This is a genomic window from Pseudomonas sp. PDM04, from assembly GCF_014851765.1.
Classification (GTDB): Bacteria; Pseudomonadota; Gammaproteobacteria; order Pseudomonadales; family Pseudomonadaceae; genus Aquipseudomonas.
On sequence record NZ_JACVAI010000004.1, the window covers coordinates 585,884 to 610,997 of the forward strand.

At 60.0% G+C, this 25,114-nt stretch carries 22 protein-coding genes and 2 pseudogenes; 13 read left to right on the forward strand and 11 right to left on the reverse strand.

Annotated elements, in window-relative coordinates:
• Nucleotides 1–261: 261 nt before the first annotated feature.
• From IB249_RS30220 to IB249_RS18765, 5 genes and pseudogenes are all read left to right on the forward strand, one after another.
• A pseudogene (locus IB249_RS30220) lies at nucleotides 262–1,278 on the forward strand (methyl-accepting chemotaxis protein); the annotation flags it as partial.
• A 306-nt stretch (nucleotides 1,279–1,584) separates the two neighbouring features.
• Nucleotides 1,585–2,181: pseudogene (locus IB249_RS30225) on the forward strand (methyl-accepting chemotaxis protein); the annotation flags it as partial.
• Nucleotides 2,182–2,503: 322 nt separating this feature from the next.
• The gene (locus IB249_RS18755; protein ID WP_192307222.1) at nucleotides 2,504–3,982 is read left to right on the forward strand and encodes an APC family permease; all 1,479 of its coding nucleotides are present in this window, start codon (nucleotides 2,504–2,506) and stop codon (nucleotides 3,980–3,982) included.
• A 56-nt stretch (nucleotides 3,983–4,038) separates the two neighbouring features.
• Complete coding sequence (locus IB249_RS18760) at nucleotides 4,039–5,232, forward strand: iron-containing alcohol dehydrogenase (RefSeq protein WP_192307223.1); 1,194 nt, start codon at nucleotides 4,039–4,041, stop codon at nucleotides 5,230–5,232.
• The gene (locus IB249_RS18765; RefSeq protein WP_192307224.1) at nucleotides 5,229–6,662 is read left to right on the forward strand and encodes an aldehyde dehydrogenase family protein; all 1,434 of its coding nucleotides are present in this window, start codon (nucleotides 5,229–5,231) and stop codon (nucleotides 6,660–6,662) included. Before IB249_RS18760 ends, IB249_RS18765 begins: the two co-directional genes overlap by 4 nt.
• A gap of 8 nt (nucleotides 6,663–6,670) precedes the next feature.
• Here IB249_RS18765 and IB249_RS18770 read toward each other — a convergent pair whose 3' ends face one another.
• Both IB249_RS18770 and arsN2 read right to left on the reverse strand, forming a co-directional pair.
• On the reverse strand, nucleotides 6,671–7,567 hold the full coding sequence (locus tag IB249_RS18770; protein ID WP_192307225.1) for a LysR family transcriptional regulator: 897 nt from the start codon (nucleotides 7,565–7,567) through the stop codon (nucleotides 6,671–6,673).
• Between the two features lie 583 nt (nucleotides 7,568–8,150).
• Nucleotides 8,151–8,600 carry an arsenic resistance N-acetyltransferase ArsN2 gene (gene arsN2 / locus IB249_RS18775; RefSeq protein ID WP_023048556.1) on the reverse strand — a complete coding sequence of 150 codons (450 nt, stop codon included), beginning with the start codon at nucleotides 8,598–8,600 and terminating at the stop codon, nucleotides 8,151–8,153.
• Nucleotides 8,601–8,777: 177 nt separating this feature from the next.
• On the opposite strand from arsN2, the gene IB249_RS18780 reads away from it, so the two are divergent.
• The 7 genes from IB249_RS18780 to IB249_RS18810 are packed head-to-tail and all read left to right on the forward strand — an operon-like array spanning nucleotide 8,778 to nucleotide 13,820.
• Nucleotides 8,778–9,134 (forward strand): metalloregulator ArsR/SmtB family transcription factor, encoded by a 357-nt coding sequence (locus IB249_RS18780; RefSeq protein ID WP_049695271.1) that lies wholly within the window; start codon nucleotides 8,778–8,780, stop codon nucleotides 9,132–9,134.
• Nucleotides 9,135–9,163: 29 nt separating this feature from the next.
• Nucleotides 9,164–10,447 (forward strand): arsenic transporter, encoded by a 1,284-nt coding sequence (locus IB249_RS18785; protein WP_049695270.1) that lies wholly within the window; start codon nucleotides 9,164–9,166, stop codon nucleotides 10,445–10,447.
• Nucleotides 10,448–10,461: 14 nt separating this feature from the next.
• A complete protein-coding gene (locus IB249_RS18790; protein WP_023048558.1) occupies nucleotides 10,462–10,932 on the forward strand; it encodes an arsenate reductase ArsC in 471 nt (156 codons plus the stop codon).
• A 23-nt stretch (nucleotides 10,933–10,955) separates the two neighbouring features.
• A complete protein-coding gene (gene arsH, locus IB249_RS18795; protein WP_023048559.1) occupies nucleotides 10,956–11,669 on the forward strand; it encodes an arsenical resistance protein ArsH in 714 nt (237 codons plus the stop codon).
• A 4-nt stretch (nucleotides 11,670–11,673) separates the two neighbouring features.
• Nucleotides 11,674–12,177, forward strand: coding sequence for a cyclin-dependent kinase inhibitor 3 family protein (locus IB249_RS18800; protein ID WP_080992800.1), 504 nt, complete (start codon nucleotides 11,674–11,676; stop codon nucleotides 12,175–12,177).
• A gap of 25 nt (nucleotides 12,178–12,202) precedes the next feature.
• A complete protein-coding gene (locus tag IB249_RS18805) occupies nucleotides 12,203–13,285 on the forward strand; it encodes an ArsO family NAD(P)H-dependent flavin-containing monooxygenase (protein WP_023048561.1) in 1,083 nt (360 codons plus the stop codon).
• Complete coding sequence (locus IB249_RS18810; RefSeq protein ID WP_023048562.1) at nucleotides 13,278–13,820, forward strand: arsinothricin resistance N-acetyltransferase ArsN1 family B; 543 nt, start codon at nucleotides 13,278–13,280, stop codon at nucleotides 13,818–13,820. Before IB249_RS18805 ends, IB249_RS18810 begins: the two co-directional genes overlap by 8 nt.
• Nucleotides 13,821–13,986: 166 nt before the next feature.
• Here the strand turns inward: IB249_RS18810 and IB249_RS18815 are convergent, their stop codons facing one another.
• The 9 genes from IB249_RS18815 to IB249_RS18855 form a co-directional block, all read right to left on the reverse strand.
• A complete protein-coding gene (locus tag IB249_RS18815; RefSeq protein ID WP_172439589.1) occupies nucleotides 13,987–14,670 on the reverse strand; it encodes a hypothetical protein in 684 nt (227 codons plus the stop codon).
• A gap of 657 nt (nucleotides 14,671–15,327) precedes the next feature.
• Nucleotides 15,328–15,654 (reverse strand): four-helix bundle copper-binding protein, encoded by a 327-nt coding sequence (locus IB249_RS18820; RefSeq protein ID WP_371263243.1) that lies wholly within the window; start codon nucleotides 15,652–15,654, stop codon nucleotides 15,328–15,330.
• 160 nt (nucleotides 15,655–15,814) lie between these two features.
• Nucleotides 15,815–16,168: a copper-binding protein gene (locus IB249_RS18825; protein ID WP_023048565.1), complete on the reverse strand. Its 354-nt coding sequence runs from the start codon at nucleotides 16,166–16,168 to the stop codon at nucleotides 15,815–15,817.
• Nucleotides 16,165–19,323: an efflux RND transporter permease subunit gene (locus IB249_RS18830; protein WP_023048566.1), complete on the reverse strand. Its 3,159-nt coding sequence runs from the start codon at nucleotides 19,321–19,323 to the stop codon at nucleotides 16,165–16,167. The genes IB249_RS18825 and IB249_RS18830 overlap by 4 nt, the downstream gene beginning before the upstream one ends.
• Nucleotides 19,320–20,780, reverse strand: a complete 1,461-nt coding sequence (locus IB249_RS18835) for an efflux RND transporter periplasmic adaptor subunit (protein WP_023048567.1) — start codon at nucleotides 20,778–20,780, stop codon at nucleotides 19,320–19,322. Before IB249_RS18835 ends, IB249_RS18830 begins: the two co-directional genes overlap by 4 nt.
• Nucleotides 20,777–22,027, reverse strand: coding sequence for a TolC family protein (locus IB249_RS18840; protein WP_023048568.1), 1,251 nt, complete (start codon nucleotides 22,025–22,027; stop codon nucleotides 20,777–20,779). The genes IB249_RS18835 and IB249_RS18840 overlap by 4 nt, the downstream gene beginning before the upstream one ends.
• A gap of 86 nt (nucleotides 22,028–22,113) precedes the next feature.
• On the reverse strand, nucleotides 22,114–22,461 hold the full coding sequence (locus IB249_RS18845; RefSeq protein ID WP_023048569.1) for a hypothetical protein: 348 nt from the start codon (nucleotides 22,459–22,461) through the stop codon (nucleotides 22,114–22,116).
• A 36-nt stretch (nucleotides 22,462–22,497) separates the two neighbouring features.
• Entirely contained in the window at nucleotides 22,498–23,898 is a 1,401-nt protein-coding gene (locus IB249_RS18850) for a heavy metal sensor histidine kinase (protein ID WP_023048570.1), read from the reverse strand.
• Nucleotides 23,898–24,575: a heavy metal response regulator transcription factor gene (locus IB249_RS18855; protein WP_012316925.1), complete on the reverse strand. Its 678-nt coding sequence runs from the start codon at nucleotides 24,573–24,575 to the stop codon at nucleotides 23,898–23,900. Before IB249_RS18855 ends, IB249_RS18850 begins: the two co-directional genes overlap by 1 nt.
• Nucleotides 24,576–24,740: 165 nt before the next feature.
• On the opposite strand from IB249_RS18855, the gene IB249_RS18860 reads away from it, so the two are divergent.
• The gene (locus IB249_RS18860) at nucleotides 24,741–24,947 is read left to right on the forward strand and encodes a co-regulatory protein PtrA N-terminal domain-containing protein (RefSeq protein ID WP_012316926.1); all 207 of its coding nucleotides are present in this window, start codon (nucleotides 24,741–24,743) and stop codon (nucleotides 24,945–24,947) included.
• Nucleotides 24,948–25,114 lie beyond the last annotated feature (167 nt).

Here is a 25,114-nt window from a genome sequence, read left to right on the forward strand (position 1 = left end):
TGGGCATTCCTTGAGTCAGATAAAAATCGCCACTCTCAGCAGCGCATTGAAATACAGCGTTAACACCGCTGAGCCCGGCCGATGCGGCGCAGTTGTCAGACGACTCAAGATAACCGCTCTAGGCCGCAGCTTCCACAGGGCGACATATCGCCCCAAACGCTCTTCAGCTTCGGCCGAGGCGGCCGATCCAACTAGGGTTGGGTCCCGAAAATCAAGGCTCCAGCAACAAAGCGCCTCATACACATACGGCTGGAGGGACTCATGAATAACTGGTTCGCAAATCTTAGGGTGAATGTGAAACTCGGTCTGGGCTTCGGCGTGGTGCTAGTGCTCACGGGCGTTCTGGCGCTGACCGGCTGGACCAGTTTGGGCAGCGTCATCGACCGCAGCGACAGGATGGGAGAAATTACCCAGCTCAACAACGACCTGACCGCCCTGCGCGCCGCGCGCCTGGAATACATGTTGACCAGCGGCAACGATGCCAGCGCCAGCAACGTGCAGAACAAGCTGAACACCTTCATCGAGCAGCAGAAGGCGCTGATCAAGGTCTCAACCGCGCCGGAAAACGTCAAGCTGCTGCAGGCGCAAAGTCAGGCCACGCAAGAGTTTCAGGCGTCATTGAACAAGATGCGCGACAGCTATCGCATCATTCTTGCCGCCCGGGACGCGATGACCGTTGCGGCCGATCGCGCCATTGCACTGGTCGACACCATCAACCGTGACGCACAGTCCGCCTCCGGTGACGATGCCTCGCGCCTCGAGCAGTTCAAGGCGGCCACCGGCACCAAGGACCAGTTGATGCTGATTCGCCTGAAAGTCCGCGGCTACCTGGCCAACTTCACACCGGAAACCGAGCGCGATGCCTTGCAGCAGTTCGACACAGCCCTGGCCGACATCGGCACCCTCGCCCAGCGTTTGCCCGCCGCAGCCACTCACGCCGAGCCACTGGACAAGGCGGTACGAGCCTACCGCGACGCCTTGCGCCAACTCATCAGCGCCACCGCTCAGGTCAATGCGGCCGGTGACGCCATGAAAACCCAGGCTGTCGACATCGAAAAAACCAGCGACCGGCTTTATCAGGTACAGATCGAGTTTCGCGATCAGGAAAGCAACGTCGCCCGCACCCAGCAGATCATCAGTGCGCTGCTGGCATTACTCTTCGGCGCCTTGGCCGCCGTGATCATCACCCGTCAAATCACTCATCCGCTGCGCGAGACCCTGGCGGTCATCGAGAAGATCGCCGCAGGCGACCTGACCCATAGCGCGGTCGTGACCCGTCGCGATGAACTGGGCGAGGTGCAACAAGGCATCCAGCGCATGGGCGCGACCCTGCGTGACTTGATCACCAACATCCGCGACGGCGTCACCCAGATCGCCAGCGCTGCCGAAGAACTGTCCGCCGTGACCGAACAAACCAGCGCCGGCGTTAACAGCCAGAAGGTGGAGACCGATCAGGTGGCCACCGCCATGCACGAAATGACCGCTACGGTGCAGGAAGTTGCGCACAATGCCGAAGAGGCGTCCCAGGCTGCCGCTTCCGCCGACGTCGATGCCCGTGAAGGTGACAAGGTGGTGGGTGAAGCCATTGCCCAGATCGAAAAACTGGCCTCGGAGGTGGTGCGCTCAACCGAAGCGATGGCGGTGCTGCAGCAGGAAAGCGACAAGATCGGCAGCGTCATGGACGTGATCAAGGCCGTGGCCGAACAGACCAATCTGCTGGCGCTCAACGCCGCCATCGAAGCCGCTCGGGCCGGCGAGGCCGGTCGCGGGTTTGCCGTGGTGGCCGACGAAGTCCGCGGGCTGGCGCAACGGACCCAGAAATCCACCGAAGAGATCGAAGGCCTGGTCGCGGCGTTGCAGAACGGCACCCAACAAGTAGCCGTCGTGATGAACAACAGCCGCTCCCTGACCGACAGCAGCGTCGACCTGACCCGCAAGGCCGGCGCTTCACTGGATAAAATCACGCGCACCGTGTCGAACATCCAGTCGATGAACCAGCAGATCGCGGCGGCGGCCGAACAGCAGAGTGCCGTGGCCGAAGAGATCAGCCGCAGCGTCATCAACGTGCGCGACATTTCCGAACAGACGGCGGCGGCCAGCGAAGAAACCGCCGCCAGCAGCGTCGAGCTCGCGCGACTGGGCAACCAGTTGCAGATGATGGTCAGCCATTTCCGCGTTTAAGCGCGCAAGCCAGCAAGAAAAAGCCCCGCGAATGCGGGGTTTTTTGTGTGTGCTCTCCCTCGGCGTGAACGCCTCGCCACCGCTCAAACATATGAAAATCCATAACTCAGCTTACGAACATATGAATTTTTCTCGATGTTTGGCTGAATTAAGCTCGGTCCACGCCTCATGAAGAAGGCGGTTTTGTCGGTACGCCTGAGCCAGGCGATCCTAAAAATAATCTGTCTGCCGACCAAGGAATTCCTATGTCCCCTACGCTTGCACGCAGCCGTGCCGGTCATTGCGCACCGATCGGCGCTCCCGCTTCTGTTGGAGGTGGGCAATGACCTCCCCACTCTCCCGGCAAAACACCGACGAATCGCTGTTGCACAGTCATGGCTATGCCCAGGAACTGCATCGCGGTCTGTCACTCTGGTCTTCATTTTCCGTTGGATTCGCCACGGTTTCCCCGGTGGTGGGCATTTACTCGGTGATGTCGCTGGGTGCCATGAACGCCGGTCCGTCCTGGGTCTGGATCGTCCCGCTGTGTCTGGCGTTGCAGTTGCTGGTGGCGCTGGTCTATGCCGAGCTGGCTTCGCAGTACCCGCTCGCCGGTGGCTGCTATCAATGGGTCAAGCGGCTGGCGGGCGACCGCTGGGCCTGGTTCACGGGGTTCATGTACCTGGCCTCCGCGCTGGCCTCGTTGACCACCGTGGCCTATCTGGGCGGTTTCTGGCTGTGGCTGTTCTTCACGGGTGAGCCCCCGGCGGCGAATGCCCAGGTGTTCAGCGGCGCCGTGCTCCTGTTGCTGGGCCTGGGCGTGAACCTGTTCGGCATCAACCCGCTCAAGTACTTCGTGAATGCCGGCATCATTGCCGAAGCAATCGCCTCCATCGGCATTGGCGTTTTGCTGCTGTTGTTTTTCCGCAATCACTCGCTGTCGCTGGTGTTCGAAGGCCTTACGTCAACCGCAGGCACCGACGGCTCATACCTGCCGGGTTTCCTCACGGCCATGGCGGTCGGTGGCTGGGCATTCCTGGGTTTCGACGCCTGCTCGCAGGTTTCCGAGGAAACCGCCGACGCCCGCACCTCCACACCCCGCGCCATCCTGCGCTCGATGATCCTGGTGGGCCTCACCGTGATGCTGACCGCATTCGCCGTCACCCTGTCGTACACCGACACTGCCGGCATGGTTTCGGGCCAGGTCATCGATCCGGTCACCCCCGCCGTCGTGGACGCTTTTGGCGCATGGTCCGAGCGACCGTTCGTGGGCGTGGTGCTGGTGGCCTTCATCGCCTGCATCGTCTCGATCCAGACCTACATTGGCCGCGCCGTGTTCGGCATGGCCCGGGACTCGATGCTGCCCGCCTCGGCGCTGTTGCGCCGGGTCGACAAGCGCAAGGTGCCTTTTGCCGCGATGGTCTTCAGCACGCTGTTCGCCAGCTTCGGCCTGGCACTGGGCCTGAATGCGACGGCCGTCGGCACGCTGATCGCCTTTGGCAGTGGCGGCTTCTTCGTGGTGTTCCTGATTGTCGTCAGTTGCGCCCTGCTCGCTCGCCTGCGCGGCCAATGGAAGGTCGAGCCCGGGACGTTCACCCTCGGTCGCTGGGGCCTGCCGGTCAATCTCGCCGCGTTCTTCTGGCTGGTGTTCGAAAGCATCAACGTCGCTTGGCCACGGGAGTCGCTGGCCCCACCGGGAGCGCCCTGGTTCCAGGTCTGGGCGGTCATCCTGGTGTTCTCCGTCCTCGCGCTGCTGGGCCTGATCTACATGTTCCGGGCCAAACCCTACCTGCGTCGCCCCCTGCAATTGCGTCCCGAATAACCTCATCGGATTGTCGTGTGGGGCCCATCACCGGGCCTCACTGATCTGGAGCTCAGATGTCCTCTCTTCATTATTGGAACTACCCCACGGAGATCTTCTGTGGGCCCGGCGCGCTGGATGTGCTGGCCGAACGCTGCGCCTTGCTGGGCATGACCCAGCCCTTGCTGGTCACCGATCCGGGCATGCTGGACCTGGAGCCCATGGCGCTGGTCACCGACCATCTGCGCCAGGCCGGCATCCGCTTCGCCGTGTTCAGCGACATCGCCAGCAACCCGAGCCTGGATGACGTCGCCCGGGGCGTGGCCGCATTCAAGGCGGGCCAGCACGATGCACTGATCGCCCTGGGTGGCGGCAGCGCGATGGACGCCGCCAAGGGCATCAGCCTGGCGGCCGTCGACGCTCAAGGCCTCGACCAATACCAATGGTCGAATGTCATTGCCCACTACCCGAGCCTGGGGCACTTTGCGCACCTGGACCTTCCCCGCCTGATCGCCTTGCCCACGACTGCCGGTACCGGTTCGGAGCTGGGCCGCGAGGCGGTGCTGACCCTGAGCGAACAGAACATCAAGCGCGTGATCAGCCACCCTGAACTGCTGCCGGCCAGCGTGATCCTCGACCCGTTCCTGACACGCGGCCTGCCACCGGCACTGACCGCCGCCACCGGCATGGATGCGCTGACCCACCACATCGAAGCCTTTTGTTCACCGCTGTATCACCCGATGTCCTCGGGCGTCGCGGTAGAAGGCATCCGCCTGATCCAGCAGCACCTGTGCAACGCCCACCACGATGGAAAGGACATGGTCGCGCGCGAAGGCATGCTGGTGGCCTCGGCCATGGCCGCCGTGGCCTTCCAGAAAGGACTGGGTGGCGTGCACGCACTCGCTCACCCGCTGGGCGCGCGCTATCACAAGCATCACGGGTTGCTGAATGCGATCCTGCTGCCGTATGTGCTGGTCGCCAATCGGCAGGCGATCAGTCAGGACATTGCCCGGCTGGCGCGCTACCTGGAACTGCCACAGCCTGATTTCGAGGGCTTCCTCGACTGGGTCCTGCACTTGCGTCAACGCCTTGGCATTGCGCACTCGCTGGGTGAAATCGGCATTGATACAGAGGCCGCGCAATGGGTCGGGGAACAGGCACTCGCCGACATTTCCTCTTCGGACACGAACGCCTGTGTCCTCAGCGCCGCCGATTACAGCCGGATTTTTCGTAACGCCGTGCACGGCGTCCTGCATGGAGCCAGCGCATGACCGCCGCCCAGTACATCGACGGCCGCTGGCTGAGCGGCGAAAGCGCCGAGCAGATCAGCGTCTACGACCCGTCCCTCGGCCAGCCTTTCGCCGAACTCATGGCCGCCAGTGCCGCGCAAGTGGACCAGGCCATCGCTGCAGCGCGCCAGGCCCTCCCCGCGTGGCGCAACCTGAGCGCCGCCACCCGGGCCGGTTTCCTGAGAGGCTTTGCCGAGCAGATCGACCAGCGCCGTGAAAGCCTGATCGCCCTGCAGATGCAGAACAACGGCAAGCCCCGTCATGAGGCGGTCGTCGATATCGACGATGCCGTGGCCACCTTCACTTACTACGCAGGCCTGGCCGAGGGCCTGGCGGATCGTTCGAACCTTGAAGTGCCGTTATCGGTGCCCGGTTTTACCGCGCACACCCGGCTGGAGCCGGTCGGCGTCGTCGGCCTGATCGTGCCGTGGAATTTCCCTTTGGTGACCAGCGCCTGGAAACTCGCCCCGGCCCTCGCCGCCGGCTGTACGGTGGTGCTCAAGCCTTCGGAAATCACCCCGCTGATCGAGCAGGCCTACGGCCAGATCGCCGAGACGCTGGGCTTGCCACCGGGCGTGCTCAACATCGTCTGCGGCAAGGCCCGCACCGGTGCGGCACTGAGCAACCATGCCGGTATCGACAAGCTGTCGTTCACTGGCAGCAACGCCGTGGGCAGCGAGGTGATGCGCAGCAGCGCCGCCCATTGCCGACCGGTGACCCTGGAGTTGGGCGGCAAGTCGGCGATTGTGGTGTTCGACGATTGCGACCTCGATCAGGCGGTTGAATGGATCGTCGCCGGCATTTGCTGGAATGCCGGGCAAATGTGCTCGGCCACTTCGCGCCTGCTGGTCCAGGACAGCATCGCCGACGCCCTGCTGCAACGCTTGAAAGTCGCGTTCGAAACCCTGCGTGTCGGCAACCCCCAGGATGAAGACGTCGACATGGGGCCCCTGACCAGCCATGCGCAGTGGTCCAAGGTGGGCGAGTACTTCGCCATCGCCCGCGCCGAGGGTTTGCAATGCCTGGCCGGTGGCGAGGCCGTGCGGGATCCGGGCTGGTTCGTCTGCCCGACCCTCTACGCGGACGTGCCCCTGACCAGTCGGCTGTGGACCGAGGAAATTTTCGGCCCGGTGCTGTGCACTCATCGTTTCAGTTCGCAGGAGCAGGCTGTGGCGTTGGCCAACGACAGCCGGTTCGGCCTCGTGGCCACGGTGATCAGTGCCGACCTGGAGCGGGCGCAACAGGTTGCCGATGCGCTGGACGTCGGGCACGTGTGGATCAACTCGATCCAGGCAGTGTTCGTGGAAACGTCCTGGGGTGGCACCAAGGGCAGCGGCATCGGCCGCGAACTCGGTCCCTGGGGTCTGTCAGCCTACCAATCGGTCAAACACGTCACACGATGCCTGGGTTGAGACCCGGTTCATAACCCGTGCTCGGCCAGCAGGTCAGCGATAAAGGCACGCACCGCTTCGCTTTGCGGGTGCCCCACATGCGTGATCATGCTGTGTTGCACCTCATAGCGCAGCGTCGCGGGATGCAGGGCGCGCATGTGTCCGCTCTGCAGCCACGGCCGGGCGTAATGCGCCGGGAGATAACCCAGGTGGGTCCCGGCCAGCACGCCATGGGCCACCGCTTCCATGTGGTGCGCCGTGGCTGACGTGCGGCCAGGCGCAATCGGCAGCACCTGGTCGGCCGGCAGGAAGCCATGGCGGATCCAGTCGCTGGCCATGAGCTGTTCCAGGCTCGGCGATTCGACCTCGAAAAGCGGGTTGGCCCGTCCACAGAAAATACCGATCTCTTCCGTGTACAACGGCTGGTAGTTCAAGGTCGGCAGAGGACGACTGAAATAGGAAATGGCCACGTCCAGTTGCCCGTCGATCACCGCCAATTCGAGTTCGGTGGGCGAGTTCACGAAAATGTGCAGGTGCATATCGTGTTCACGCTGGTAGAACCGCGCGATGGCTGCATCGATCCGGGCCGTCGGCAAGGTCGCGATGTTGTCCGCCAGGCCCAGGTAGAGGTCGCCCACCAGCCGTCCGGCCAGATCCTGAGCCTCATTGCGAAACACATCCAGTGCACCGAACAGGGCCGATGACGCCTTGAGAATCCTCTGGCCCTTCTCGGTCAGGCGAAAACCGCCCTTGCCCCGCTCGCAGATCCGGTAACCCAGGCGTTTTTCCAGGCCGGAAATGTGCGCGCTGATGTTCGACTGGCTCATGTTCAGTTCAGCCTGGGCAGCCGTGAACCCACCGCATTTCACCACCATGGCAAAAATACGCAGCAGCTTTAAATCCATGTCCGTAACGTTTCTGAGCACGGGGTTTCTCGCCAGAGTCAGGCCTTGGATGGGGCCGCTTCCCGAGGGAGGGAGCGACTTCAACTGTTGCCGATTAATAAACTTTGTCACAAAGTCTCTTGCATTTCGCGGCCTAGCGAGGAGGCTGCTTCTAGGGAAGCAAAAATAAAGGTTGTCACAAAGCATAATTTTTCAAAATTTCTCGGGCTTTTTCGTTTAATAAAGGTTGTCACAGCAAAGGTTCAGCCAGAAAAAATCACAGGAAGGACCCCGTGCTAAAACCCCAAAAAAATTATGATGGTATCTTTTTGGGGCGTGGTAACCGGTGCGAGCGCTCCTGGCTGGGAGCCCCCTACAAATCGTTGGGTTGGGCATGGATTTCTCTGAGATACATCTTGGAGGGGTTGCTGCTTTTCCGAGCGCAGACGCGCCAACCAGACTGACTGTTTTCCGCTACCAGGCAGGTTTAAAACCGTCCAAGGATACGCCTGTATCCTCACTCATGAAGTCGCTCAATCATGCCGGGCCCAGGGCTCGCCATCTTCAGGGCGCCGCAGGACTCAGTGAAATTCGTGGAGGCGAGTTCCCTGAGGTGACACCGAGTTCATGTCGCCAGATCCTTCACCATATAGACCGCAGAGGTCGGACAAAGGCTCTTGAACTCCTCCGAACTGGAAATTGCCTTTGGGGCTTGAGATCGGTCTCTGTGCTCATATCCCCGAGCCTCGAAGAAGTCGGGTGCTGTTGTGGTCAGCAGATGAAGGCTCTGGGCTCCGTCAGCTTCCGCTATTCGCTCAAGTGCTCTGAGCAGCAGGGTACCGATCCCTGACTTTCGCTGGGCCGGTACGACAACCAGTGAGCGAATCAGACGAGTCCGACCAGTTCCTTCAATGCCCCCGTATCCCAGCTCCGTTTCTCCCCGATGAAAGGAATAGAACATTCGGTCGGGCTGCAAAAGGTCTTGGGTCGGCAAGCCCGCTGCAGTCAGATGCGCAGCCAGGCCTTGGATTTGATCGGTACCAAGCAATCGGACAGAGATATCAGACTGGTTCATTGGGGACTCTGGGGATGGTATCGACGGCCAGTATAGGGCCCAAAGCGAGGGCTTTTTCCAGTTTTATGACGTCCCGTAAGGCGAGGCGAGTGTAAATATCTGCTTTACCGTATATTCGAATTGGCATATATTCGGATTTCCAGATATTGGCCGTACACGCATTCCCCAGGAGGTCACATGCGGGAAACACTGACTCCCCCCATCGTTTTCAAATGCCTGGCTGATGACACCCGGGCCCGGATGACCCTGCTGATCGCCCGTGAAGGCGAACTCTGTGTCTGCGAACTTACCCACGCGCTGGAGCTGAGCCAGCCGAAGATCTCCCGGCATCTTGCCCAGTTGCGCGAGGCTGGAATCCTGATGGATCGCCGCAAGGGTCAATGGGTGTACTACCGACTGCACCCCGAACTGCCGCAGTGGGTGGACGCGATGCTGAAGGGAGTGGTCGATGCCAACCAGGAATGGTTGAGCCCCGATGCATTGCGCCTTGCCGAAATGGGCGAGCGGCCGCAGAGCCCTGTTGCTTGTGCTTGAGAATTCCCTTCGCTGATTGAGTTGTAGTCATGCTGATCGCATTTTTGATTTTCCTGGTGACGATCGTTCTCGTCATCTGGCAGCCCAAAGGCCTGGGCGTGGGCTGGAGCGCCGCACTGGGGGCCGTCGTGGCGCTGCTGGCGGGCGTCGTGAGCCTGTCCGATATTCCCGTGGTCTGGCAGATCGTCTGGAACGCTACCGCCACTTTCATCGCCGTCATCATCATCAGCCTGCTGCTGGATGAGGCGGGGTTCTTCGAGTGGGCGGCATTGCACGTGGCCCGCTGGGGCAATGGCAGCAGCCGCAAGCTGTTCGCCTTCATCATCCTGCTGGGCGCCGCCGTCTCGGCGCTGTTCGCTAACGACGGTGCGGCACTGATCCTGACCCCGATCGTCATCGCCATGCTGCTGGCCCTGCGCTTCTCCCCGGCGGCGACGCTGGCATTCGTCATGGCGGCGGGCTTCATCGCCGATACCGCGAGCTTGCCGCTGGTGGTGTCCAACCTGGTGAACATCGTTTCCGCCGACTACTTTGGCATTGGCTTCAGCGAATACGCCTCGGTCATGGTGCCGGTGAACCTGGTCAGCATCGCCGCCACCCTGGGAATGCTGCTGTGGTTCTTCCGCAAGGACCTGCCGCGTACCTATGAACTCGACCAACTGAAGGCTCCCGAAGCCGCTATCCGCGACAAGGCGACGTTCGTTGCCGGCTGGTGGGTGCTTGCGCTGTTGCTGGTTGGCTTCTTCGCCATCGAGCCGCTGGGCGTTCCGATCAGCGCCATCGCTGCTGCCTGTGCGCTGATCCTCTACCTGATCGCCGCGCGTGGGCACGTGATTTCAACCCGCAAGGTGCTCAAGGACGCGCCTTGGCAGGTCGTGGTGTTCTCGCTTGGCATGTACCTTGTGGTGTATGGCCTGCGTAACGCCGGCCTCACCGACTACCTGACGCAGATCCTCAATGTCTTCGCTGGCTACGGAATCTGGGGCGCATCCCTCGGGACGGGGCTGCTCGCCGCTGGCCTGTCGTCGGTCATGAACAACATGCCCACTGTGTTGGTAGGGGCCTTGTCGATCCATTCCGCCGAGGCCACCGGCATCGTGCGCGAGGCCATGATCTACGCCAACGTCATCGGCTGTGACCTCGGTCCGAAAATCACCCCCATCGGCAGCCTGGCCACCTTGCTGTGGCTACACGTGCTGGCCCGCAAGAACATCGTCATCACCTGGGGTTACTACTTCCGCACCGGCATCGTCCTGACGCTGCCGATCCTGCTTGCCACCTTGGCCGCATTGGCCATCCGCCTGAGCTTTTGAACCGGAGATACCTGATGAAAGTCTTGTTCATGTGCACCCACAACAGCTGCCGCAGCATCCTGTCCGAGGCGCTGTTCAATCACCTGGCCCCAGAGGGTATGGAAGCTGTGAGCTCGGGCAGCTTCCCAAGCGGCAAGGTCAATGAGCGGGCACTGAATACCCTGGAAGCCGCCGGTATCCCCACCGCAGGTCTTTCAAGCAAGGCCTCGGATGCCTTCGAGAGCTCTCCTCCCGACATCGTTGTCACCGTGTGCGACCGCGCTGCCGGCGAAGCCTGCCCGATCTTCTTCGGTCCATCGCTCAAAGCCCACTGGGGCCTGGCCGACCCTTCGGCGGTCACCGGGAGTGAGGCAGAAATCGAAGAAGCCTTCCAGACAACACTTGCGAAGATTGATGAGCGCGTGCGCGCCTTCATTGCGCTGCCTTTCTCGCAACTGAGCCAGGACGAACTGAAAGCCGAACTTGCCCGCATCGGCGCGCTGTAGGCCCTGGATCAATGGAGACCGAAATGAACGACCACCTGCCCAATGTCCAACCAGAACTTATTGATCTGCCGTCGCTGGAGCGGCTGGCGCCGAAGGATCCTTCCACACACAAACCGCGCATCCTGCTGCTGTACGGATCGACCCGCGAACGCTCATTCAGCCGCTTGATGGTCCAGGAGGCTGCGCGCCTGCTGGAAGAGTTCGGCGCCGAAACCCGAATCTTTGATCCTTCCGGCCTACCGCTGCCGGATGACGCTCCGGACTCTCACGAGAAGGTGCTGGAACTCCGCGAGCTGATGCAATGGTCCGAGGGCCAGGTGTGGTGCTCGCCCGAGCGTCACGGCTCAATGAGTGCTGTCTTCAAGGCGCAGATCGATTGGGTACCGCTGGCCATGGGCGCGGTTCGCCCAACCCAGGGCAAGACCCTCGCGGTGATGCAGGTATGTGGAGGCTCGCAGTCCTTTAACGTGGTGAACCAACTGCGCGTGCTTGGCCGCTGGATGCGTATGTTTACCATCCCGAACCAGTCGTCGGTGCCGAAAGCCTTCCTGGAGTTCGATGAAGCCGGGCGCATGAAGCCGTCTTCTTTCTACGATCGACTGGTCGACGTGATGGAGGAACTGACCAAGTTCACGCTCCTGCTGCGTGATCGCCAGGATTATTTGGTAGACCGCTACTCCGAGCGCAAAGAGTCGGCGGAAGAACTATCCAAGCGAGTCAATATTCGGTCTATCTGAGGTCATGAGCATGTCGCATCCTTACTCATTGAAATCGTTGCCCCATGCTCCGGGTGTGCTGATTTTTACGCCTTGTCCGGGCACCCAGACCAGCGGTCTCGCTGAAAGCCTGGATACGCTCAAGAAGGCCGGTGCCGTGGCGCTGGTTACGCTGATGTCGGACGCAGAGCTTCAGGAAAACGGAGTTGCCCAGCTTGGCGTCGCGGCCAAGCAGCATGGGTTGGAGTGGTACCAACTGCCGATCAAGGATGATCATGCTCCGGATAAAAACTTCGAGGTCGGGCTGGGAGAGATCCGCCACCAGTTGAACGCTTTGCTCGCATCCAACAAGGCCCTGGCCATCCACTGCAAGGGCGGCTCCGGCCGCACCGGGCTGTTCGCTGCCCGTCTGCTGATCGAGTCCGGAATGCCGCGCCGCGAGGCGATTGCATGGGTGCAGGATCTTCGCCCACGGGCGATTCAGAAGCCTGCGCACATCAACTACATCAACCAGTTCGGCGAAGGCTGAGCGCTCCAGCCAGACAGGAGAAACCATGGCCACCGAAGGCGAGCTACTCGATGTCATCGTGATTGGCGGCGGGCAGTCCGCGCTGACGGTGGCCTATTTTCTCAAGCGGGCCAAGCTCTCGTTCCTGCTGCTTGACGCTGAAGAGGCTGCGGGCGGGGCGTGGCGCCATGGCTGGCACTCGCTGACGCTGTTCTCGCCCTCCGCTTGGAGCTCCATCGCGGGCTGGCCGATGCCGCCAGTCACCGAAGGTAATCCTGATAGGGATCACGTGGTCAGCTACCTGGAGCAGTACGAGGCGCGCTACGGGTTTCCTATCGTTCGCCCCGTCAGCATCACGGCGGTGGAGCGGACCGCACGTGGTCTTCGTGTGCGCTCGAAGGACCGCAACTGGGAAGCCCGTGCCGTCATCAGCGCAACGGGGACCTGGAGCAAGCCCAATGTTCCGGCCTATCCGGGGATAGAGCTGTTCCAGGGGCAGCAGATTCACTCCGCCCAGTACCAGTTACCAGAGGCTTTCCAAGGAAAACGCGTGCTGGTCGTTGGTGGTGGCAACTCGGGGGCGCAAATCTACGCGGAGCTGTCCGAGATCGCCGACGCAACGTGGGTAACCACGAAGGAACCGGCGTTTCTGCCTGATGACGTGGATGGCCGGGTGCTGTTCGAACGGGCTACCGAGCGCCTCAAGGCTCAACAGGAGGGCCGTGTTATCGACGCACAGGTCGGTGGGCTTGGTGATATCGTCATGGTGCCCTCAGTAGTCCGGGCTCGCGAGCGCGGGGCCCTTCGTGCTGTAAGGCCTTTCACCTCATTTACGTCGGATGGGGTCGTCTGGCCCAACGGTGAGAAAACCCAGGTCGATGTGGTGGTCTGGTGTACTGGATTCCGGCCGGCACTGGATCACCTTAAGGCACTGGACGTGCTGGATGACTACGGAAGGGTCGAGGTTGATGGGGGGCGTTCTATTCGCGAGCCGCGCCTCTGGCTGGTCGGATATGGCGACTGGACCGGCTTGGCCTCGGCGACGTTGATTGGCGTCACCCGTACCGCGCGCAGCACAGTTAACGAAGTAGTCGAACACCTGAACAGCTTGGAGCAGTCGGATGCATAGCGGAATCGAAATTCGTGTCGCCAGACCAGAGGATGCAGAAGAGATCCAGATCATCTACGCGCCCATCGTACTCAACACGGCCATCTCATTCGAAGAGGCAGTGCCGAGCGTGGAGCAAATGTGTGAGCGTATCTCCACGACGCTGCAAACCTATCCGTATCTGGTGGCTGTGCGAGAAGGACGGGTAGTCGGCTATGCCTACGCCAGTCAGCACCGGGCGCGTGCGGCGTACCGGTGGGCGGTGGATGTGACGGTGTATGTCGCCGAGGGGCAGCGCCGCAGCGGAATTGCTCGGCAGCTCTATGACGTGCTGCTGCCGGTTCTGAAGCGTCTGGGATATCGCTCGGCGTATGCCGGTATCGCCTTGCCGAATGAAGGCAGTGTCGGGCTGCACGAACGACTCGGTTTTCAGCACATCGGTACGTTTCCGCAGGTCGGATTCAAGCTCGATGCTTGGCATGATGTGGGGTATTGGCGGTTTGAGTTCGGTGACGACGGCCTTCGACCCGAGGCTCCAATGAGCTTCGTATCCTAAACCCGAATGCCACGCTAGAGCGTCCCAGCCCGCGCCGTTGCTGGCTGCGACAGCACTAATCCTCCAACACATGTGAGTAAACCTGAATCGTCCCAGTTTTGTAGACACCTCCAAACCTAATAATGATGCCCAAAGATTGGTGAAATGGTGCTTGCACTACAGGGGGCTAGTTGAAAAGGGCCAAGAAACGGCTGAAATTGACAGCGGCAATGGCAAGGCCGCTCAGTACGATAACTGTCGTGTAGATCGGGTGGTCTTTGACGATTTCAATTAACACAACAGGATGCACCCCGTTCCGCTCGTACCATTTGGATTTTGTCTTCAAGGACTTTTCATGTGTACGCTCGAAGAAGTTCGCAAACATATCGAGCTTCCTTAGGGTCGATTGATGCATTTTTATGTACTCAGCGTTCACAAAGGCGGCAGCCTCATCAGCGCCGGGCAGTGCGTCTTGGTCGCTGGCATTATTGAGTTCAGCCAATGCCATGATCCTGCCTTTCCTTCCCCTACTATCGGCATGCGGGGCATAGTTTCTTCCATATAACGCAACCAGCTCACGCGCAAGGTCAACCTTCTTGTCATCCGGCAGCTCTACGGGTTTGCCCCCGAGCACCCGAAAGCGATGCTCAAGCGCAAAGAACCCGAAATTTTCGTCTCGCATGTTCCAATGCAGGAACCGACAATCCTTGTGCTTATCAAGCCATTGGAAAAAACCTTTCAGCATCGACTTTTCGAATTTATTGAGCTCTGCTTGCATGCTGGAGAGCTGTTTGCTGAGCTCTGCTTCTTTATGGATGGACCACGATTTGGTTTGGCCGGTTTTTAGGTTCCGTGTGGCGATGGATGTCACACGTTTCGACTCCCCCGTATCATTTTCATAAAACGATTCGCAGGAGTAGTGAATTACGTAAACTCGGTTCGCGTCCAGGTAGAGGTCTTCGATTAACGCTCTGCTCCTTTTGCGATCCTTTACCCGATCTAGCTCTGCTCCCACACCTTTCCCCTCAACCCAATGCACTGTAGGCGAAGCTGGTGATTTTGCCCTCAAATGTGGGTACCCGCTAGATTCACCCCTAGCTTTGCCTTTGACTCTTCCTGAGGGTATACCGCTTGGGGATAATCAGCCGGCTTTGTCTTGGTGGATTGCCCTACAAATCGACGTGGCCTTCACCAAGCCGCTCCCAATGCCGGCCGTCAGAACGTAGGACCATTCGCTTCCGCCGAAGCGGGCTGGTGGGCGTGAGCCAACAGGCGTATCCTACAAGTGCTTGCTCCGAGACTTGTTGGCCTACAGCCTCCCCTTGGAGACATCTGATAGCCCGCCGCTGAGGCGGGCTTCTTTGCTATCGGGTCGCAGCGCCTTTGGTTTGCTAGCTTCCCAAGCTAGGCTCTGCCAGGGCGCATGCCCATCAGCGGTCTACCCGCCTCCCTAAGCACGACGATTATCGACGTACCCAAATCCTTAATCAGGCGCATGGAAAGCAGGCGGAGGTTTGGCGAAATTCGCTTACGCAGCCATTGCTTCGCAGGATTCTGCGCAGGTCATGCAGGCCTGGGCGCATTGCTGACAGTGGTCTGCCTTATGCTTACCGCACTCCTCCCCGCAGGCCCGGCAAATTTTGGCGCATAGGGCACAAAGCTCTTTGGCCAGCATGCTTTCTCGTGCCATCAAGGTAGCCGCAAGGTTGCACATATCTGCGCAATCTCTGTCCAGCTTGATGCAGTCAGCCATCATTTTTACATCTTGTTCTTGTAGGCAGGCTGACGCACAGCCTTCACAGGCCAGCGCACAGCGCAGGCATTCCGAGATGCATTCTTCAAAGCGACTGTTCATGGTCATATCTCCGGTATCGGGTCGATTTGATGCCAGTGCACCGTCTCATGACGGTATGTAGCGTTCGACCTGACGGGGTCCTGAAGATTGATTACATTTCTGTAAGCTTGTCCGAATCCTCTCGGTGTGAAGGCGTGCCCGATCATTTAAGGCTGGAACATCACTGCTTATGAATGCTCACGATCTTCGCGACGCTTCCTTCCATACGGAACCCAAATTTCACCTTGTCTCCTACGTTCAAGCCCTTCAGCTGTGCAGGCTCAGCATGGAAACCCATGGTCATCGCCGGCCATTTGAGCTCTGCTACCGGGCCGTGGGCCAATGTGATTTTTCCGCTTTGAGGATCCAGCGCCTTTATTGCCCCTTCAGCATGCGCGGTGGGTGCCGCCTGGGTGCCTTGGCCTCCTTCGGCGGAAGCTGGCATGTTCTTCATGTCCATACCATCCATGTCCTGGGCATGCACACTGGCGGCGAAAGCTGTGACCAGGGCTGCGATGACGATTAGCTTTTTCATTGGTTTTCTCCTGAGGGGTTGGGGGTAGTGACAGTAAGTTCGCGGCGACGGATCAGCCAGTATGCCGCAGGTATTACAAACAGGGAGAGCAACGGAGCGGTTAGCATGCCGCCGACCATGGGCACCGCGATGCGACTCATGACCTCGCTGCCGGTACCGCTGCTCCAGAGGATGGGCAGCAGGCCTGCAACGATGACCGCCACGGTCATTGCCTTGGGTCTGATGCGCTGCACCGCACCCTCACGGATTGCGCCGAGCAGCGCTGCTCGTGTGGTTTCGCCACTGGCCTGACGCTCAGCCCAAGCGTTATTCAGGTAAATGAGCATAATCACGCCAAACTCCGCCGCTACGCCGGCCAAGGCAATGAAACCAACGCCTGTGGCCACCGACAGGTTGTAGCCCAGCAAGTACAGCAGCCAAACGCCTCCGGTTAGCGCGAACGGTAGCGTGCCCATGATGAGTAGCGCCTCACCGAGGCGCCCAAAAGTCAGGTAGAGCAGCACGAAGATGATGGCCAGCGTCGCCGGCACCACCCAGGCCAGGCGTGCGTTAGCGCGCTCCAAGTATTCGAACTGCCCGGAGTAACTCAAGCTCATGCCCGGATCTAGCTTTACCTCGGTGTCGATCACCTGCCGCAGGTCTGCCACAACAGACGATAGGTCTCTGCCGCGCACATCGACGTACACCCAGCCCGAGGGGCGAGCATTTTCGCTCTTGAGCATGGGCGGGCCATCGGCAATACGTATGCGGGCCACGGTGCCAAGCGTCAGCTGGCCCCCCTGCGACGTGTAGATCGGCAGCTGACGCAACGCCTCCACGGAATCACGCCATTCACGTGGATAGCGCACGCTAATGGGAAAGCGAGCTAACCCTTCAACCGTTTCCCCAATGGTTTCGCCACCTATGGCACCGGCTACAATAGCCTGTACGTCGGTAATGTTCAGGCCATAACGCGCAGCGGCATGGCGGTCGATGTCCAAATCAATGTAGCGACCGCCAGTCAAACGCTCTGCCAGGGCCGAAGTCACTCCAGGCACCTTTATCGCTGCCCGCTCTACAGCAAGGGTAGCCCGGTCTATCTGGTTCAGATCGCTGCCGGCAACCTTGACGCCGATCGGACTCTTGATGCCGGTGGCCAGCATGTCAATCCGATTGCGGATAGGCGGAATCCAGATATTGGTGAGCCCAGGCACACGCACGATACGGTCAAGCTCTTCGATTAGCTTCTCAGTGGTCATACCTGGACGCCATTCACTCTTGGGCTTGAGCCGCACGGTGGTCTCGAACATCTCCAGCGGTGCAGGGTCAGTGGCCGATTCGGCGCGGCCGGCCTTACCAAAGACGCTGGCTACCTCGGGGACTGTACGAATCAAGCGATCCGTTCGCTGCAACAGCTCTGAAGCTTTCTGCGCGGAGAGTCCAGGCAAGGCTGAAGGCATGTAGAGCAGATCACCTTCATCAAGTGGGGGAAGAAACTCGCCACCCAGATGGTTCAAGGGCCACAGACTGCTGAGCAGGATGAGCAATGCTCCAGCGAGGGTAAGCAAGGGCCGGCGCAGGACGACCTCCAATGCCGGACGGTACAGCCGGATGAGGCCCCGGTTGAGCGGGTTGCGCTGTTCCGCAGGCAGTGGCCCTCTGATCCAGTACCCCATCAGCACCGGTATCAGGGTCACCGATAGCGCAGCCGCCGCTGCCATCGCGTAGGTCTTGGTAAAGGCCAGGGGGGCAAAGAGGCGGCCCTCCTGGGCTTGCAGCGTGAACACCGGGATGAACGAGAGCGTGATGATCATGAGGCTGAAGAACAGCGCTGGTCCAACCTCGACGGCCGCCTCCGTCATTACGTTCCAATGCGCTTCGCCCCGCAAAGGTTGACCAGGATGCTGGGCATGCCAGGCCTCTACACGTTTGTGGGCGTTCTCGATCATGACCACGGCAGCGTCCACCATTGCACCGATGGCAATAGCGATTCCGCCAAGGGACATGATGTTGGCGTTGATGCCCTGATGACGCATGACGATCAGCGCAATCAGGATTCCCACGGGCAGCGACACGATGGCCACCAGCGACGAGCGCAGGTGCCAGAGAAACGCTGCGCATACCAACGCCACTACCACAAACTCCTCGACCAGTTTGTGACTGAGGTTCTCCACAGCACGGTCGATCAGCTGGCTGCGGTCGTAGACGGTGACAAGCTCCACCCCGGCAGGCAGGCCTTTCTTCAGGGTTTCGAGCTTGGCCTTGACGTGCGCGATGGCCTCACGAGCATTCTTGCCGCTGCGCAGGATAACCACTCCACCTACGGCTTCACCGAGGCCGTCCAGTTCACCTATGCCTCTGCGGGCTTCCGGACCTATCTGCACCGTAGCGACATCGCCTAAGTTCACCGGCACGCCCTTGGTAGCCAGTCGCAGAGGGATCGCTCTGAAATCGTCCAGCGATCCTAGGTAGCCGGCCGCACGAACCATGAATTCTGCTTCGCCTTGCTCCAGCACACCACCGCCGGTCTCCTGGTTGGCCTTACCTATAGCCTCTATCACCTCAGCTTGGGTGATACCGAGGCTGGCCATGCGAAGCGGATCGAGGAGGACTTGGTATTGCTTGACCATACCGCCGATGGTGGCCACCTCAGCGACATCCGGCAGGGTCTTGAGCTCATAGCGCAGGAACCAGTCCTGCAGGCTGCGCAGTTGCGACAGGTCATGGCCACCGTTGCGATCGACCAGCGCATACTGAAAAATCCACCCGACTCCGGTGGCGTCCGGTCCGAGTACCGGCTTGGCTGCCGCAGGTAATCGCGATTGTGCCTGGCTCAGGTACTCAAGAACCCGAGAGCGCGCCCAATACAGATCGGTGCCGTCCTCGAACAGCACGTAGACGAAGCTGTCACCGAAGGCGGAGAAGCCGCGTACCGTTTTGGCCTCCGGAACCGAGAGCATTGTGGTGGTCAGCGGATAGGTCACCTGATTCTCAACGATCTGAGGAGCCTGACCTGGGTAGGACGTGCGGATGATCACCTGTACATCCGACAGGTCGGGCAAGGCGTCGATTGGCAGACTGCGCACCGAGACGAAGCCCCATGCCACCAGAAACAGCGTAGCGAGCAGCACCAGTACCCGGTTGCCTACCGACCAGCGGATCAGTTTGGCAATCATGGTTGGCCCTCCAACACTTTGATCTGCTCAACCACCATGCCCTCGTCGCGTTCGCGTATCCCAAAGCGAATCTGTGCACCGACCTTGAGGCCATCAAGGAGCGACTGATCAGCCACCGGGAAGGTCATGGTCATCCCAGGCATACCCAGGGTGAGGAAGGGACCATGGTCAACGGTGAGCTGGGCTCCGTCTATCTGCACGATACGGCCGTTCGCTTCATGTAAGGCGGGCCCCGCTTTTGGCTGAGCGTCTTGCGCCGTCGCCGCTTCGATGCCTTTCAAATTAGCTTCGGAGTCCAGTAGGAATTGCCCCGACGCTACGATGCGCTGACCTGCCTGAAGGCCCTGCAACACCGCAACTTGCCCCTTGCTCTCCTGACCCAACACGACTTCCACCGGTCGGAAGCGACCACCTTCTTCAGCCAGCATCACCAGATCCCGCTTGCCGGTACGTATGACCGCCTCGGCAGGCACCAAGAGGCTCTGCTCGGCAGACACGCCGGGATTGAGAGCCACTTGAGCGGTCATCCCAGGACGAAGCCGTCCATCCGGGTTGGGCAACTCGATACGCAGGCGCAACGTGCGGCTTTGCAAATCGGCATCAGCCAACAGCGCGGTCAACTTGCCCGGTACCGGATCGCCTGGGAAAGCTGGCAATTGCGCTTGCACAGGCTGGCCTTCGCGCAGGCCTTGAGCCTGGGCTTCTGGCACAGCGGCTTCCAGCCAGACGTTGGCCACTCCGTTGATCCTTGCCAAGGTAGTCCCCGGCGTCAGCGTCATGCCGGGTCGCAGATCGAGAACCTGGATGACACCGGCAGTGGGCGCGGAAAGTGTGACCGAGAGCTGTACCTTTCCAGTGCTCGCGACCCGGTTGATCAGGTAGACCGGCATGCCGGAGAGCAGGAGCCGCTGTCGTGCCGCCGCTGTCAGTTGAGCGTCGCCGGAATGCCGCAACGCCAGATATTCCTCCTGCAAACCAGCCCACTCCGGGGTCAGCACATCGGCTAGGGGAGCCCCTTTAGCAACTATATCCCCCGCCGCCCGGCCATATACGCGTTCGACGTAACCGCCAGTACGGGCCTGCAACACGCTGAAGTCGCGTTCGTCGAACGCCAGAACGCCGCTCACGCTCAGGGATCGTTCAAGCCTGCCAGCCATCACCGTTGCCAATCGCATCCCGAGATTTTGCTGGAGCCCAGCCGAGACCTGAACCGCAGGCTGCCCCTTGTCATCCGTCTCGCCTGAATACTTGGGCACGAGCGGCATGTCCATGAACGGCGACTTTCCGGGTGCCGGGAAATGCTGCTGGGGATACATCGGGTCGTACCAATACAGCGCTTTTTGCTCACCTACTGGCTGCGATGGGGTAACCGTGCCCCGTCCACCTAGCCAGAAGCCCGCGCCTGCTCCAATAGCAAGGGCAGCAGCCACAACCAACCCAATCGACCTATTCCTCATGCCCGCACCTCTCCATATACGAAATGCAGACGCGCTGCTGTTGCAGCCAACTGTCCTTGCAGATCCACATCCTGTAACAGCGCTTCCACGCGTTGCCGACGTGCCGACAGCACTTCACTCAACGGCGACTTACCGGCGCGGTAGTCCGCCAGAGCGAGGCGTACCCGGTCCTCGGCCAGAGGTAGAAGCGTCTCGCGACTGCGCCGCACCGCCCGCTGCAAACGTTGGTACTCGGCAAGGTCTGTTTCAAGCTGGGCTTGATGCTCGCGCAGGGCTGCATCCTGCTCATCCTCCAACTGACGAACTTGCGCGCGTCGTGCCGCAATCATCGGGTCTTGCCGGGAGCCGGTGAACAACGGCAGCTGGAAGCTGACTTGCAAGCTGACCATGTTGCTGAAGTCCGGGCCACGACGCTGATAATCCACCCCCCAAGACCAATCCGACTTCTTTTCTGCCTGGGCCTGGTGTACCTGGGCTTGCGCCTCGCGTGTCATGGCGTTGTAGGTATTGAGCTCCGGGTGGGCATGTACGGAGTGCAGGTATTCAGCTGCGTCTACAGGCCAGAGTGGGAACGTCGGCGCCCCTACTTCGGCGTCCTGCCCAATCCAGCGCTTCAGCGCGGATCGCGCTTGAGCTGCCTGACTCAATAAAACATCCTTCTGCTCGTCCAGCTGCGCCAATTCCTGTTTCGGAGCCAGCGTATCGGTCGTCGAGCCTGCGCCACCGGCCAGGCGCGCCCGCACCGTAGAAGCCAGCAGCTGGTTTTCTTTGTAGAAAGCGTCGAACTGTTCAAGTTTTCGCTGCACGGTGTACGCATTAACCCAAGCCTGCGCGGTTGCCGCTCGAATCTTCAGGCGCTCGAAGACCGCCTCAGCATCGGCTCGCTCGACCGTGGCCTGAGCTGTCTCTACGCGAGCTTTACGTTTGTCCCGGTTCGGTACGTCCTGGGACAGGCCAACCACCTGCATGGTCATGAAGTCTCTGTTCAAGCTCCAGCGATCAGCGCCTTCAATCGGCAGGTTTTGTACTCCAAGATTCAGGCGCGGATCGGGTAGTTCGCCCGCTGGAATGACCAAGTTGCGCGCAGCTGATGCCTGCTCTTGGCGGGCTTGTAGAGAGGGAGCGTTGCGTTCAGCCAGTTGCAGCGCTTCATCCAGCGGCAGCGTTGTCGCCTGTGCTGAGACAGCCGGCAGCAGTATGAAAAGGACGGCAGTGGGAGTTCGTCCCTGAAAACGTTGGGGAGTCATGAGAATGATTCCTCGAAAGATCAGCGCCCAGGCGCGTGCCATCGGCCCGCTGCTAGGCAGAACGATGGTGTGAAATTAAGAGGGAGTCAGACGCGGGGAGGACGCCATGGATCGGGGGGAGAACCTGTTGCTATGCCTACAGCGTAGGTATCGGCAGGTCGTGGCTTGGCATAGGTCAGTCCAGGCGTCAGGAAGCTGAGCTGCACTGTGCTGGCAGTTCTGCACTCCTGGCCTACCTTGCAGGATTTGGCATGGTCACCAGTCTTGCCCGGCTCTTGGTCCTGGCAGCAGTCATGGTCCATGCCCGCCATCATTTCCATGCCCATGGTCTGCATTGGGCAAGGTTCAGTCGCCGAATCGATGCCCGCCATCCCGTTAAGCGGAAGCGCCACGATAAGCATCAGGATGGTGAGCAGTCGAATGAAGCGTTTCATGATGGGCGAATATAGGTTACCGGGATGAATTCAGCATTAAGAGGCTTCACCAAACAACCGCTTGGAGGCTGGAAGGCTGATGTAAAAAGTTGTGAATCCCTCCGCTGAAGTACACCAAATTCGTCCGCTGTGAGCCTCGATGATGGAGCGTGTTATCGACAGGCCCAGGCCTGCATTGCTTGGTCCGCCTTCGCGTCTGGCTGGATCAGCCCGATAGAACCGGTCGAAGATCTTGCCAATGTGCTGAGGATCGATGGTTACTCCGCTGTTACGTATGGACAACGTCACGTTTTCACGTGTTTGCTCGATCTGCACTGATATCTCGTTGCCTTCCGGGGTGTAGCGCAACGCGTTCGATAAAAGGTTGGAAAGCGCTCGGTCAATCATCAAGAGATCGCCACGAACCTTGCCACGACCTTGGAGGGTCAGCTGGATGCCTTGATCCTCAGCCAGAAACTGGTAGTACTCGAACAGCTTGGATACGAGTTCGGAGAGCTCCACATCAATCTGCTCAGGCACGATCAGACCGTTATCCGCCTTCGCGAGGAAAAGCATGTCGTCGATCATGCGCGACATGCGCTTGAGGTCTTCAAGGTTCGAATAGAGGTTTTCCTCATAGGCATCCAGGTCACGCTTCTTGGTGAGCACCACTTCGGTATGGGTAAGTAGGTTGCTGACCGGCGTTCTCAACTCATGAGCGATATCGGCAGAGAAGTTGGACAACCGAACGAATGCATCCTCCAACCGTCCCAGCATCCCGTTGAAAGACAGGATGAGCTCCTGAAGCTCTAGCGGTACGGGCTCCAGCGGAATGCGCTCGCGGAGCGATCTTGCCGACATCCCGGTGGCCACTTTGGTGATTTGCCCGACAGGCCGAAGCCCACTCTTGGCAACGACCCAGCCCAAGCCTGCGCTCACAATCGCGCTGATCACCAAGCCGATGCCGAACCACCATTGCAGGGTGACAAAGAAATGCGCGTGAGTGGTGACATCGAGCATCAGCACGGCCGTCACCGGTTCCGTTTCGCCCGCGATGGTCATCTGGGCGGTGATACCGCGGAAGTTCTGCGATTCATCCTGCCACTCCCAGACCGCACCCTGGCGCGCCTGCTCGAACCGCTGAGGAATTTGGGAGGCTTTGGAGTCTGAAAAAAGGGTCGTTCCGTCAGCCTTGGTGATTTTCGCCGAAAGATCCTGATGTGCGCCGAGCAATGCCCGCAGCTGCTGCTCCTGATCGCCGAGCTCGCCTCGCGCTGCTGAAATGGACAGAATATGACGCGTTGACTCCAGCTTTTCGGAGAGCGCCTGCTCATCCAGCATCCGGAAATGGTGCTGGCTGAGCCCGTAGAAAGCCACGCCGGCAACGACCAAGACAGCAGTCACCGCGAACATGAACATCAGGGTCAGTCGCTTGACGAGCGATGATTGCGGGCGCATCACTCTGCCACATCCATCATGTAGCCCATGCCTCGGGCGGTATGGATGAGCTTTGGCGCGAAGTCGTCATCAATCTTGGCCCGCAGTCGGCGAATCGCGACCTCGATCACGTTGGTGTCACTGTCGAAGTTCATGTCCCAGACCTGAGAAGCGATCAGCGACTTGGGGAGCACCTCCCCGCGTCGGCGCATGAGCAGCTCCAAAAGGGCAAACTCCTTGGCAGTAAGGTCGATCCGCTTGCCGTTTCGCGTAGCCCGGCGCTTGAGCAGGTCAACCTCAAGGTCCGCCATCTTCATGGTGGTTTGAGCAGAACCACCGTTGCCTCTGCGCAGCAGTGTGCGGACCCGAGCCAACAGCTCAGAGAACGCAAAGGGCTTCACAAGGTAGTCATCAGCACCCAGCTCCAAGCCTTTAACGCGATCATCTACGCCATCACGGGCCGTGAGAAAGAGGACCGGCACGTCTTTCCCCGCTGCCCGGATCTTGCGCAGGACCTCCCAGCCATCGAGCCCCGGCATCATTACGTCCAAGATCAGCAAGTCATACGCTTCGCTCTGCGCCTGTTGCAGGGCGTCAGTGCCTGTCATCACCCGGTCTACAGTGAAGCCAGCCTCTGTTAGGCCTTGCTGGAGGTAGACACCGGTTTTCGGCTCATCTTCGGCTACGAGTAATTTCATCTGCTCTCATCCACGCGGAGTGCATCTCCAGTTTGCAGGAAAAAAGACGCCCAACCAGAAGCTGACGGAAAAGTAATGTCGCGATCAGTTTTCTGACAGCACCGCGAGGCTAATTTGACCCTGTACCTGACGCCATGAGGCGCAGAACCCACTGAGGATCTCCAGATGAACATGGTCAAAGCAATTGTGGTGGTCGTTACCTTCGGCATGGCAGGCATCGCCCTGGCAGAGGGCGGCGCGGACCGGACCTTTGCGCGGATGGAAGCGGCTCGCCAAAACTCCATGCAGGCCTATCAGGTTGCGCAGCAGGAGAAAGAGCAGCCGCCGGTCGCCGCACAGTCCAGCAAGCATGTCGGCCACGAGAGCTGCTGATCCGAGCTTACAGAAATGTAATCACTCCGGAATCTGAACTATGGCAGTTTCAGACTACGGCCTCTCATCAGCCTCGCGCAGTAGCGAAAGTCTACGAGACTGGTGAGAGCTCCAACGAACCCAAGGGCTGCGCCATCGAGCAGCCTGGATATCAGCGATCTACCTGA